Raw genomic sequence first — 12,179 nt, 5'->3', positions numbered from 1 at the left:
CTGCGCAGGCGCCGCCCAGGCGAGCAACCCCACCCTCGGTGTACGAGCGCCCTGTAGAGGTCGACCCCCTCGGCGCACAGATGCCCCCGTCGAGCGGGCCGGCCTCGCGCGGTGCGGGCGCCTCCGCCAAGGGAGGCACGCTGCCGCGCCCGGGGCTAGCCCGAGACCGTTCTGATCTGGGTCCGTACCGCCCCCATGCTCGCGCCGATCACCAGGGCGATGGCCAGGGCCTGGGGCCAGGACAGGGACTGGTTCAGGATGAGGAAGCCCGCTGTCGCCGCTATCGCCGGTTCCAGGCTCATCAGGATCGCGAAGGTGGACGCGGGCAGGCGGCGCAGGGCCAGGAGTTCGAGGGTGTAGGGCAGGACCGAGGACAGGATCGCCACGGCCGCGCCCAGCGCCATCGTGGACGGGACGAGCAGGGTGCTGCCCGCCTGCGCGATGCCGATCGGCAGGAACAGGACGGCCGCCACCGCCATCGCGAGGGCCAGCCCGTCGGCCTGCGGGAACCTTCGTCCCGTACGCGCGCTGAACAGGATGTACACCGCCCAGCACGCCCCCGCCCCCAGCGCGTACGCCACGCCCACCGGGTCCAGGTCGCCGAAGCCGCCCCCGCCCAGGAGGACGACGCCGGTGAGGGCCAGCGCGGCCCAGAGGACGTTGACCAGGCGCCTGGAGGCGAACACCGACAGGGCCAGCGGCCCGAGCACCTCCAGGGTGACGGCGACGCCCAGCGGGATGCGGTCCACGGCCTGGTAGAACAGCCCGTTCATCCCGGCCATGGCCACCCCGAACGCGATCACCGTGCCCCAGTCGGCCCGCGCGTGCCCCCGCAGCTTCGGACGGCACACCAGCATGAGCACGATCGCCGCCGCGACGAGCCGCAGCGTCACCACTCCCGCCGCGCCCGCCCTCGGCATCAGCGTCACGGCCACGGCCGCGCCGAACTGCACCGATATGCCGCCCGTCACCACCAGCGCGACCGGCCCGAGCGCGGCCCGGCGGCCGGCGCGGCCCTCGCCTTTCAGCGCACCGGCGGCCTCCGGCACGGCGACGGCGGCCGCCGCGACCGGCTCCGCCGCACCCACACCCTTGACCGTGTCCACCGGTACTCCCCTCGGAAAAGCGTCATGCATCGTTCGTTGAGTCCAGTTCAATGGACCTTCATGTTTATTATCTTGGACTGCTTGCGCCGAGCTCCGCAACCGCCTTTTCGGCGAGCGGAATGACGCACTCCATCCAATGTAAGCGGCACCCGGCCGCCCTACCCCTCACCCTCCAGGCCCTCCGCCAGCACCTCCGCGAGGTGCCTCGCCCTGTGGCCCGCCAGCTGGGCCAGTTGCGTGCGGCAGGAGTAGCCGTCGGCCAGGATCTCCGTGCCGGGGACGGCCGCCCGGACCGACGGGAGCAGCTGGTCCTCCGCGCAGGCCACCGACACCTCCCAGTGGCCCCGCTCGAACCCGAAGTTCCCGGCAAGACCGCAGCAGCCCGCGCTGAGCGCGCCCGTCAGACCGGCCTTGGCGCGCAGGCGGCCGTCGGCCTCGTCACCCAGGACGGCGTGCTGGTGGCAGTGGGTCTGGCCCGCCACGGGACGGTCGAGGCGCGGCGGGGTCCAGTGCGGCGCGCACTCCTCCAGCGCCTCGGCGAAGGTGCGCACGGCGGCGGCGAGCCGGGCCGCTCTAGGGTCGCCGGGCAGCAGTTCCGGCAGGTCCGTGCGCAGGGTGGCCGCGCAGCTCGGTTCGAGTACGACGACGGGCCGCCCGGCCTCGGCGAGATACGGCTCGATCGCGTCCAGAGTGTGGCCCATCACCACCTTCGCGCGGTCCAGCTGTCCTGTGGACACATAGGTGAGGCCGCAGCAGACCCGCCCGGCCGGGATCGCCGCCTCCAGGCCCGCGTCCGACAGCACCCTCAGCGCCGCATGACCCACCTCCGGGGACAGGTGGTTGGTGAACGTGTCCGGCCAGAGCGTCACCGCCGCCCCGCGCGGCTCCGGCCGCTTCCGCGTCCCGCGCAGGAACGTACGCGGCGCCAGGGCCGGGATCGTGCGCTCCGGCGCGATCCCCGCGAGCCGCTTCGCCAGGGCGGCGAGCGGACGCACCCGGGCCGCCGCGTTCACCGGGCGGGCCAGCGGCGCCGCCGCCCGCAGCCACTCGGGGAGCCGTCCGAGCGCGTAGTGCGCGAGGGGGCGGCGACGCCCCGCGTAGTGGTGGTGCAGGAACTCCGCCTTGTACGTCGCCATGTCCACGCCCACCGGGCAGTCGCTGCGGCATCCCTTGCAGGACAGGCACAGGTCGAGCGCGTCCCGCACCTCCGTCGAGCGCCAGCCGTCGGTGACCACCTCGCCCGCCAGCATCTCGTGCAGCAGCCGGGCCCGGCCCCGGGTGGAGTGCTCCTCCTCCCCGGTGACGCGGAAGGAGGGGCACATGACAGCGAATGAACTGCCCTTCTGGGTACGGCATGTGGCGACGCCCACGCACCTTCGTACCGCTGCCGCGAAGTCGCCCCCGTCGTGCGGGTAGCCGAACTCCACGTCCACCGGCCGCCTCGGCAGCACCTCGAAGCGCAGGTTCTCGTCGAGCCGGGCGGGCCGGGCCAGAATGCCGGGGCTGAGCAGACCCTCCGGGTCCCACAGGTCCTTGAACTCGGCGAACACGCCCACCAGTTCCGGCCCGTACATCTTCGGGAGCAGTTCGGCGCGCGCCTGTCCGTCGCCGTGCTCGCCGCTGAGCGAGCCGCCGTGCGCGACCACCAGATCGGCCAGGTCCTCGGAGAAGGAGCGGAAGCGCTCGATCCCGGCCGGGGTGAGCAGGTCGAAGTCGATGCGGACGTGGATGCAGCCGTCGCCGAAGTGCCCGTATGGGGTGCCGCGCAGCTGATGGGAGGCGAGCAGGGACCTGAACTCCCGCAAATACGGGCCCAGTTGGGCGGGAGGCACCGCGCAGTCCTCCCAGCCGGGCCAGGCCTCGGTGCCGTCGGGCATCCGGGTCGCGGTGCCGGCCGCGTCCTCGCGGATCCGCCACAGCGCGCGCATCCCGGCGGGGTCGCTCACCAGGGCGGTGCCGAGCGCGTCGCCCGCCCGCGCCAGCTCATCGGCCCGCGAGCGGGCCTCCGCCTCGGTCGCGCCGCCCGCCTCGACGAACAGCCACGCCCCGCCGCGCGGCAGCCCGGCATCGCCCCGGACCCGTACGAGATCGGCGGCCATGCCCTCGACGGTCAGCGGGCGGTACGGGAGCAGCCCGGGGGCGGCCTCGGCGGCCGCGCTCTCGTCGGCGTAGCCGAGCACCGCGAGGGCGCGGGCGCGGGGCGCCTCCACCAGGCGGACCGTCGCCTCGGTGACCAACCCCAACGTGCCCTCGCTGCCGCAGAAGGCGCGGGCCAGCTCGGTGTCGCGCTCGGGAAGCAGGGCGTCCATCGCGTAGCCGGAGATGCGGCGCGGGAGATCCTGGGGGTAGCCGGTGCGGAGGATCGACAGATGACGGCTGACGAAGTCGCGTAGACCAACAGGCGCTGTCGAGTTCTGCCATCCCTGCGACAACCGGTGAAGCGTGCCCTGTGCGCTGACGACTGTCAGATCACGGATGTTGTCAGCCGTCGTCCCCCATCGCACCGAATGCGCCCCGCACGCGTTGTTGCCGATCATCCCGCCGAGCGTGCAGCGGCTGTGTGTCGACGGATCGGGGCCGAAGGTGAGCCCGTGGGGCGCGACCGCCTCCCGCAGGGTGTCGAGCACAACGCCCGGCTGGACCACGGCGGTTCGGGCCTCGGCGTCCACCGAGACGAGGGAGCGCATGAAGCGGGTGAAGTCGAGCACGATCCCGGTCCCGGTGGCCTGGCCCGCGATCGAGGTGCCGCCCCCGCGCGGCACCACCGGCACCCCGTACGTCCGGCAGACGTCGAGCACCGCCGCCACGTCCTCGGCGTCGCGCGGCGCGACCACTCCCAGCGGCACCCGGCGGTAGTTGGAGGCGTCCATCGTCGTCAGGGCGCGGGCGGTTCGACCGAAGTCCACCCGGCCCCGCACCACCCGCGACAGCTCGCGTTCCAGGTCGCCGTCCCGCGTCCGCACCCGCTCACGCCGCCTCCCGCGCTCCCGTGCGCCGTCCGGTCCCGGGCCCTTCGCGCCATCTGCCATGGGGTCAGGATGCCTCGCCCCGGGGTCCCGCGCGGGTCCGGCACCGCGCGGCCCGACCGCGTGTCCGCCATCCGGTCCCGGCCCGCCCGCCGTCCGTCCCCACCGGCCCGCGGTCCGGCCACCGACCGCCCGTCACCTCCCCGCCGCCTGTCCGGAAACAGCCCAAGATGAGCTGAATGTGGCCGGTCAACGACCCCAAGGGGCGGGAATCTTCACCAAGAACTATCCAAATCGATCACCAACTCTCCTATAGTTGCCCCTCGTTCCCCTTGGAACAGGAACACGACCTTCCCTTTCGCCCGCCATGAGCGCTCCGAGGCATTGATCGATGACGGCGTCGCCCTCCCCCACCCGCCCCTCCGCGCTGGCCCTGCTGATCACCGCGGTGGTCACCGGCGCGTTCTGCACGGTGGCGGTGGTCTCGGCCACGCCCGGCACCCGTGCTCTACTCGGCTGGAGTCTCGGGGCCGCCGCGGTCCTGCTCAGCGCCGGTGCGTACGCCATGACCCACACCGTGCTGCGCAACCGCGTGCTGCGGGCCCGGCTCACCGCGCTCAACGCTCAGATCAGCGCCCAGGAGGCCAACGCCGCCCGGCGCAGCGCCGAGGCGGTACGCCTGGACGCGGCCCGGTCCGCCGAGCGCAAGGCCCTGATCGCCGCCCACACCGCCGAGCTGCGCCGGGCCGAGTCCGCGCGTGCCGCGGCGCTCGCCGCGACCGCCAACGCGGCGGGCCGCATGCAGGCGCTCGCCACCGGCATGCTCGCCGACCTGCGCGACATGGAGCACCGGCACGCCGACGAGGACGTGCTCGGCGACCTGCTCCACCTCGACCACCGCACCGCGCAGGCGGGCCGCCTCGCGGACTCCATCGCCGTGCTGACCGGGGCGCGTTCGGGCCGCCGCTGGTCCCGGCCCATCGTGATGGAGTCGATCCTGCGCGGCGCCATGGGCCGCATCGGCGGCTACCAGCGCGTGCGGCTGCACTGCACCAGTGACGCGGCCGTCGCCGGACACGCCGCCGAGGGCGTCATGCACGCCCTGGCCGAACTCCTCGACAACGCGGCCAACTTCTCGCCGCCGACCGCCGAGGTCCACGTGTACGTCGAGGAAGTGCCCGCCGGGGTGATCATCACCGTCGAGGACAGCGGTCTGGTCATGAGCGAGGTGCAGCTGCGCCGGGCCGAACAGGCCGTGTCCGGGCGGTCGTCGGACCTCGCGGGACTCTCCGGCACCCGGCTCGGCCTCGCGGTCGTCGGCCGCCTGGCCCGCAAGCACGGCCTCACGGTCTCGTTCCGGCCCTCCGCACGCGGCGGCACCGGCGCCCTGATGCTGCTGCCGCACGAGCTGATCACCCACGTCACCACGGCCACGCCCGCCCCCGTCGTACCCGCTCCGCCGCAGCTCCCGGCCGTCACCAGTGCGTCCCGGACCACGAGCGAGACGCCCGCCGAACCCGAGACCACGCACGAGCCGGCCGCCGAGCCAGCCTCCGGCACGAGCTCCACCACCGGCACCCCCGGTGGTCCCGGCACCGGGACCAGCGCCGAGACCAGTGGTGAGTTCCCGCAGTTCGGCGAGAGCGGGCTGCCCAAGCGCAAGCGCGGGCGGGCGCTGGCCGCGGCTCACCCCGAGGGCCCCGACGCGCCGGCGGCCCCGGCCCGCGCCTCGACCGCCGCGTCGGACGCGGCCGCCCGCTTCAGCAGCTTCCGCCAGGCCGTACGCGCGAACTCACCCACCCCGGAAGGCAACACCGAATGACCGGCACCACCACCGACGAGAAGCTCAACTGGCTCCTGGAGAACCTGCTCGAGCGCACCCCCGGCGCCCGGCACGCCCTGGTCCTGTCCCGCGACGGCCTCAAGCTGTGCCGCACGCCGGAGCTCTCCGTCGACCAGGCCGACCAGCTCGCCGCCATCTCCGCGGGCATCCAGAGCCTGTCGCACGGGGCGTCCATCGAGTTCGGCGACGGAACCGGCGGGGTGCGCTCCGCGATGGCCGAGTTCTACGGCGGCATCCTCTTCATCGTCGAGGCGGGCGAGGGCGCGCACCTCGCCGTGGTCGCCGCCGAGGACGCGGACGCCGGGCTCGTCGGGCACAACATGTCCGAGCTGGTGGAGCAGCTCGGCGAACACCTCAGCGCCGAGCCGCGGGCATGAGCAGGCCGGGCCGGGACGACTCGCCGGACCGGCTCTACACCCTCACCGGCGGCCGCAGCCGCTCCGGTTCGGACGCCTTCGACCTGGTCACCCTGGTGGTCACCGAGTCCGACCCGACGCCCGGCATGCAGTCCGAGCACGCGGCGATCCTGCGGATGTGCCGCTTCCCCACGGCGGTGGTGGAGATCGCGGCCGAGCTCCGCCTGCCCGTCACGGTGGTCCGCATCCTGCTCGCCGACCTGCACGCCACGGGTGGCATCAGCGCCCGCCACCCGCGCTCCGCCCACCGCCTTCCCGACCCCGACATCCTGGAGCAGGTGCTCGTTGGCCTCCGAAATCTCTGAACGGCCCGCCCTCGCGGGGACCGCCGACAACGGCCTGAAAATCGTCGTCGTCGGTGGTTTCGGCGTCGGAAAGACGACCATGGTGCGCTCGGTCAGCGAGATTCGTCCGCTGAACACCGAGGAGACCATGACCAAGGCGGGCGAGTCCGTGGACCACCTCGACGGCGTCCGCACCAAGACGGCCACCACCGTCGCCTTCGACTTCGGCCGCATCACCCTGGACGCGCACAACGTCCTGTACCTGTTCGGCGCGCCCGGCCAGGAGCGGTTCTGGTTCCTGTGGGACCGGCTGTTCGCGGGCACGCTCGGCGCGGTCGTCCTCGTCGACACCCGGCGTCTGGCCGACTCCTGGTACGCCATCGACCGGCTGGAGCACCACGGCACGCCGTTCGTCGTGGCCTGCAACGACTTCGGCGGGCCCGCCCACACCGAGGCCCAGGTCCGCGAGGCGCTCGACCTGCCGCCCGAGGTGCCGCTGCTGCGCTGCGACGCCCGCGCCCGCGAGTCCAGCAAGACCGTCCTGATCACCCTCGTAGAACATCTCGCACGCCTGCAGAAGGCTCCGGAGCTCATACCGTGACGTGCCCGATCCCCGCCCCCGTCCCGCTGAGCGGCCCCCGGTTCCAGACCGAGCCGAACGCGCTGTACCGCGACCTGCGGCGCGACCACGGAGCCGTGGCGCCCGTCGTGCTGGACGGCGACGTGCCGGCCTGGCTGGTGCTCGGCTACCGCGAGCTGCACCAGGTCACCAGCGACCCGGTGCTGTTCTCGCGCGACTCCGACCTGTGGAACCAGTGGGACCGCATCCCCGCCGACTGGCCGCTGCTCCCCATGATCGGCCGCAAGCAGCCGTCGATCCTCTACACGGTCGGCGAGCGCCACCGCGAGCGGGCCGCGATGGTCTCCGACGCCCTGGAGGCCGTCGACCCCTTCGAACTGCGCGGCCACGCCGAGCGGTTCGCGGACGAGCTCATCGACGCGCTCTGCGGCGCCGGCAGCTGCGACATCGTCGGCCAGTACGCGATGCTCCTGCCGGTCCGCGTCCTGGCCCGGCTCTACGGGTTCGCCGACGAGCAGGGCCCCGGCCTGGTCACCGCCATGAACGACATGATCAACGGCAGGGAGGGCGCCCTGGAGGGCCAGCGCCATCTCGCCGAGTCGATGTACGCGCTGCTCACCGCCAAGCAGGTCGAGCCCGGCGACGACGTGGCGTCCCGGATGCTCGCCAACCCGTACGGCTTCACCGTCGAGGAGGTCGGCCAGGACCTGATGGTGATGATGGCCGCCGGACACCAGCCCACCGCGGACTGGATCGGCAACTCGCTGCGGCTGATGCTCACCGACGACCGGTTCGCGGCCTCGCTCGCGGGCGGCCGGCACAGCGTGGGCGAGGCCATGAACGAGGTGCTGTGGGAGGACACCCCCACCCAGAACGTGGCGGGCCGCTGGGCCGCCCGCGACAACCGGCTCGGCGGCCAGCACATCCGGGCCGGCGACCTCCTGCTGCTCGGCCTGGCCGCGGCCAACGGGGATCCCCAGGTACGCACCGACGCGGGCGCGCTCACCGGCGGCAACAGCGCCTTCTTCTCCTTCGGGCACGGCGAGCACCGCTGCCCCTTCCCCGCCCAGGAAGTGGCCGAGGTCATCGCGCGCACCGGGATCGAGGTGCTGCTCGACCGGCTGCCGGACGTCGATCTCGCCACCACCGCCGGGGAGTTGACGCGCCGCCCGTCCCCGTGGCTGCGGGGCCTGACCGAGCTTCCCGTGACGTTCACTCCCACTCCCGCCCTTGGAGCAGACCGATGAGCAGACCGACGCAGTGCCCCGTGGACCACTCCGGCGCGATCACCCTCGACCCGTTCGTCGGCGACCTCGACGCCGAGAGCGCGGCGCTGCGCGCGGCCGGTCCGCTGGCACGGGTCGTGCTGCCGGGCGGGGTGGGCTGCTACTCCGTGACGCACCACGCGGAGGCCCGCCGGCTCCTGACCGACCCGCGTCTGGTCAAGGACATCAACGTGTGGGGCGCCTGGCAGCGCGGCGAGATCCCGCTGGACTGGCCGCTGATCGGGCTCGCCAACCCGGGCCGCTCGATGCTGACGGTCGACGGCGAGGAGCACCGCCGGCTGCGCACCCTGGTCGCGCAGGCGCTGACCGTACGCCGGGTGGAGCGGCTGCGCGCGGGCATCGAGGCGCTGACCGAGTCGCTGCTCGACCGGCTCGCGGCGCGGCCCGCCGGTGAAGTGGTGGACCTGAAGGCGGAGTTCGCCTACCCGCTGCCCATGAACGTGATCGGCCAACTGATGGGTGTGGACGCGGCCGACCACCCTCGCCTCAAGGCCCTCTTCGACACGTTCTTCTCCACGCAGACGCCGCCCGAGGAGGTGCCGCGGATGATGGCGGACCTCGCCGAGCTGTTCGCGGGGATCGTCGCGTCGAAGCGGGAGGCGCCGGGCGATGACCTGACCAGCGCGCTGATCGCCGCGTCGCAGGACGGCGACCACCTCACCACGGAGGAGATCACCAACACCCTCCAGCTCATGGTCGCGGCGGGCCACGAGACCACGATCAGCCTCGTCGTGAACGCGGTGGTGGCCCTGGAGACCCATCCCGAGCAGCGCAAGCTGGTGCTCGACGGGGCGGTGCCGTGGGAGAACGTGATCGAGGAGACCCTGCGGTGGTCGACGCCGACCTCGCACGTCCTGTTCCGCTTCGCGACGGAGGACGTCGAGGTGGGCGACCGGGTGCTGCCCGCGGGTGAGGCGCTGATCGTCTCCTTCGGGGCGATAGGCCGCGACGAGGCGCAGCACGGGTCCACGGCGGGCGACTTCGACGTCACCCGCGCCCCGGTCCGGCACATCTCCTTCGGCCACGGCCCGCACGTCTGCCCGGGCGCGGCCCTGTCCCGCCTGGAGGCCGGCGTGGCCCTCCCGGCCCTGTACGCCCGCTTCCCCTCCCTTTCCCTGGCGGTCCCGCGGGCGGAGCTCCGCAACAAGCCGATAGTGACCCAGAACGACCTCGCCACCCTCCCGGTCCACCTGACCTGACCCGGGGTCCCCCGGCCCCCGTACCGTCGCCGCCGCGCCACGGGGGCCTGCCCGACCTTGCCATCACCCTCGCGCCGCACGGGCCCGCTCCCGCCCGACATTGCCTTCGTCCTCGCGTCGTGCGTGGCTTGTCGCGCAGTTCCCCGCGCCCCTAACGGCACCGTGCTGGTCGGCATGGGCAACCTCAGCCCGTCATGGGGGTCCCCCCTGGCCCTTAAGGCCTTGGGGGAGTTTGAGGACGAGCGCCGTTCAGGCGCGAACGGGGGTGCAGGGGGCGGAGCCCCCGCCGTGGGGGGCGTCTCATCGGGCGGACCCGCAACCCCCACCGCCCCAGAACCGGATACGCTCCGCCCGTGGCTGAGATCCAGATTCCCGCTGACATGAAGCCCGCCGACGGCCGTTTCGGCGCGGGCCCCTCCAAGGTGCGTACGGAGGCGCTGGACGCCCTGGCCGCCACCGGTACCTCCCTCCTCGGCACCTCCCACCGCCAGGCCCCGGTCAAGAACCTGGTCGGTGAGGTGCGCCAGGGCATCCGGGACCTCTTCTCCCTCCCCGAGGGCTACGAGGTGATCCTGGGCAACGGCGGCTCCACCGCGTTCTGGGACGTCGCGACGCACGGCCTGATCGAGAACAAGTCCCAGCACCTGAACTTCGGCGAGTTCTCGTCCAAGTTCGCCAAGGCCGCGAAGCTCGCCCCCTGGCTGGCCGAGCCGACCGTCATCAGCAGCGACCCGGGAACGCACCCGGACCCGAAGGCCGAGGCGGGTGTGGACGTGTACGCGTTCACGCACAACGAGACCTCGACCGGTGTCGCCGCCCCGATCAAGCGCGTGGCGGGCGCCGACGAGGGCGCCCTCGTCCTGGTGGACGCGACCTCCGGCGCCGGCGGCCTGCCCGTCGACATCACCGAGACGGACGTCTACTACTTCGCCCCGCAGAAGTCGTTCGCCTCGGACGGCGGCCTGTGGCTCGCGGCGTTCTCGCCCGCCGCCCTGGAGCGCGCCCAGCGCGTCCACGCGAGCGGCCGTCACGTGCCCGAGTTCTTCTCGCTGCCGACGGCGATCGACAACTCGCTGAAGAACCAGACGTACAACACCCCCGCCCTGTCCACCCTGTTCCTGCTCAACGAGCAGCTGAAGTGGATCAACGGCCAGGGTGGCCTCGCGTGGTCGACGGCGCGTACGGCCGCCTCCTCGGGCACCCTGTACGGCTGGGCCGAGGAGTCCAAGCACGCCTCCCCGTTCGTCACCGACCCGGCCAAGCGCTCGCAGGTCATCGGCACGATCGACTTCGCGGACGACATCGACGCCGCCGCCGTCGCCAAGGTGCTGCGCGCCAACGGCATCGTCGACACCGAGCCGTACCGCAAGCTCGGCCGCAACCAGCTGCGTATCGCGATGTTCCCGGCGATCGACCCGGCGGACGTCGAGGCCCTGACGGCCTGCGTCGACTACGTCATCGAGCAGCTCTGAACAACCCGGCAGCTCTGGGCCGAGCGGCTCCGCGTACCCGGTAGCCACGAGGGCCCGGCACCCGTCACGGTGCCGGGCCCTCGCGCGTGCCGCCCGCACGGACGGGGGGCACCGCACGGCCGATAACCGCCCTATGCCACAAGGGACTCCGTCCCTACCATCCAAAGCGATCCGGCGCGTTCCGCACCACGGCCGGACCGATCCGAAGGTTTGACATGTCCATGTCTCAACTATGTCGCCTCGAAGCCGCCCCGCTCCGACGGCGCATCCGGGACACGGGCGTTCGGCTGGACTCCCCACATCCACGCAAGGCCACCGACAACCGATCGGAGCATCATGCCCGGTGCACTCCTCGCGGGCGGCGCGACCGCCGCGTTCCTCGCGTCCTCGCTCTTCACCCAGGCGGCTCCGGCCGCACCGTCCGGCATCGTCGCGCCGCCCGACAAGATCGTCATCGAGATCGCGACCGTCAACGGCTCCGGCTGTCCGATCGGCACCGCCGCGGTCGCCGTCGCCCCGGACAACACGGCCTTCACGGTCACCTACAGCCAGTACATGGCGCAGGTCGGCCTCGGCTCCAAGCCGACCGACTTCCGCAAGAACTGCCAGCTCAACCTGATCGTGCACGTCCCCTCGGGCTTCACGTACGCCATCGCCAGCGCCGACTACCGGGGCTTCGCCCACCTGGAGAGCGGCGCGAGCGCCACCCAGAAGGCCTCGTACTACTTCCAGGGCTCGCCCGACACGGCGAGCAGAACGCACCCGTTCAACGGCCCCCTGGACGACGACTGGCAAGCCACCGACTCCACCGACTGGGGGCAACTGGTCTGGGCCCCCTGCGGCGTCGAGCGCAACTTCAACATCAACACCGAACTGCGCGCGAACGCCGGGACCTCCGACCCGAAGACCAACAGCTTCATCGCCATGGACTCCACCGACGGCAACATCCAGACCATCTACCACATGGCCTGGAAGCAGTGCCCGCCACGGCGCTGAGCAGCGCCCCTGGGGCCCGCGCCGCGAGGCG

10 protein-coding genes are annotated in these 12,179 nt (G+C 72.8%); 8 read left to right on the top strand and 2 right to left on the bottom strand.

Annotated elements, in window-relative coordinates; genetic code table 11:
- Positions 1–155: 155 nt before the first annotated feature.
- Positions 156–1,106 carry an EamA family transporter gene (locus DT019_RS28435; protein ID WP_223279812.1) on the bottom strand — a complete coding sequence of 317 codons (951 nt, stop codon included), beginning with the start codon at positions 1,104–1,106 and terminating at the stop codon, positions 156–158.
- Between the two features lie 158 nt (positions 1,107–1,264).
- On the bottom strand, positions 1,265–4,135 hold the full coding sequence (locus DT019_RS28430; RefSeq protein WP_114039786.1) for an FAD-binding and (Fe-S)-binding domain-containing protein: 2,871 nt from the start codon (positions 4,133–4,135) through the stop codon (positions 1,265–1,267).
- Between the two features lie 328 nt (positions 4,136–4,463).
- On the opposite strand from DT019_RS28430, the gene DT019_RS28425 reads away from it, so the two are divergent.
- From DT019_RS28425 to DT019_RS28390, 8 genes are all read left to right on the top strand, one after another.
- Entirely contained in the window at positions 4,464–5,894 is a 1,431-nt protein-coding gene (locus DT019_RS28425) for a sensor histidine kinase (protein ID WP_114039785.1), read from the top strand.
- Entirely contained in the window at positions 5,891–6,292 is a 402-nt protein-coding gene (locus DT019_RS28420; protein ID WP_114039784.1) for a roadblock/LC7 domain-containing protein, read from the top strand. Before DT019_RS28425 ends, DT019_RS28420 begins: the two co-directional genes overlap by 4 nt.
- Positions 6,289–6,636 carry a DUF742 domain-containing protein gene (locus DT019_RS28415; protein WP_114039783.1) on the top strand — a complete coding sequence of 116 codons (348 nt, stop codon included), beginning with the start codon at positions 6,289–6,291 and terminating at the stop codon, positions 6,634–6,636. The genes DT019_RS28420 and DT019_RS28415 overlap by 4 nt, the downstream gene beginning before the upstream one ends.
- The gene (locus DT019_RS28410) at positions 6,617–7,216 is read left to right on the top strand and encodes a GTP-binding protein (RefSeq protein WP_114039782.1); all 600 of its coding nucleotides are present in this window, start codon (positions 6,617–6,619) and stop codon (positions 7,214–7,216) included. The genes DT019_RS28415 and DT019_RS28410 overlap by 20 nt, the downstream gene beginning before the upstream one ends.
- Positions 7,213–8,442, top strand: coding sequence for a cytochrome P450 (locus DT019_RS28405; RefSeq protein ID WP_114039781.1), 1,230 nt, complete (start codon positions 7,213–7,215; stop codon positions 8,440–8,442). Before DT019_RS28410 ends, DT019_RS28405 begins: the two co-directional genes overlap by 4 nt.
- Positions 8,439–9,680 (top strand): cytochrome P450 family protein, encoded by a 1,242-nt coding sequence (locus DT019_RS28400; protein WP_114039780.1) that lies wholly within the window; start codon positions 8,439–8,441, stop codon positions 9,678–9,680. The genes DT019_RS28405 and DT019_RS28400 overlap by 4 nt, the downstream gene beginning before the upstream one ends.
- 353 nt (positions 9,681–10,033) lie before the next feature.
- The gene (serC, locus tag DT019_RS28395; RefSeq protein ID WP_114039779.1) at positions 10,034–11,152 is read left to right on the top strand and encodes a phosphoserine transaminase; all 1,119 of its coding nucleotides are present in this window, start codon (positions 10,034–10,036) and stop codon (positions 11,150–11,152) included.
- Between the two features lie 336 nt (positions 11,153–11,488).
- On the top strand, positions 11,489–12,148 hold the full coding sequence (locus tag DT019_RS28390; RefSeq protein ID WP_114039778.1) for a DUF4360 domain-containing protein: 660 nt from the start codon (positions 11,489–11,491) through the stop codon (positions 12,146–12,148).
- The last annotated feature ends 31 nt before the right edge of the window (positions 12,149–12,179 follow it).

The organism is Streptomyces sp. SDr-06 (assembly GCF_003324565.1).
In the GTDB taxonomy this organism is placed as follows: Bacteria; Actinomycetota; Actinomycetes; order Streptomycetales; family Streptomycetaceae; genus Streptomyces.
The sequence above is the reverse complement of the archived record's forward strand: the minus strand, read 5'-3'. Positions and strand labels throughout refer to the sequence as shown.

Excerpts from the sequence above, each read along its gene's own strand:
- DT019_RS28430 (WP_114039786.1), bottom strand. The coding sequence starts at position 4,135 with ATGGCAGATGGCGCGAAGGGCCCGGGACCGGACGGCGCACGGGAGCGC.
- DT019_RS28425 (WP_114039785.1), top strand. The coding sequence starts at position 4,464 with ATGACGGCGTCGCCCTCCCCCACCCGCCCCTCCGCGCTGGCCCTGCTG.
- DT019_RS28420 (WP_114039784.1), top strand. The coding sequence starts at position 5,891 with ATGACCGGCACCACCACCGACGAGAAGCTCAACTGGCTCCTGGAGAAC.
- DT019_RS28415 (WP_114039783.1), top strand. The coding sequence starts at position 6,289 with ATGAGCAGGCCGGGCCGGGACGACTCGCCGGACCGGCTCTACACCCTC.
- DT019_RS28400 (WP_114039780.1), top strand. The coding sequence starts at position 8,439 with ATGAGCAGACCGACGCAGTGCCCCGTGGACCACTCCGGCGCGATCACC.
- DT019_RS28390 (WP_114039778.1), top strand. The coding sequence starts at position 11,489 with ATGCCCGGTGCACTCCTCGCGGGCGGCGCGACCGCCGCGTTCCTCGCG.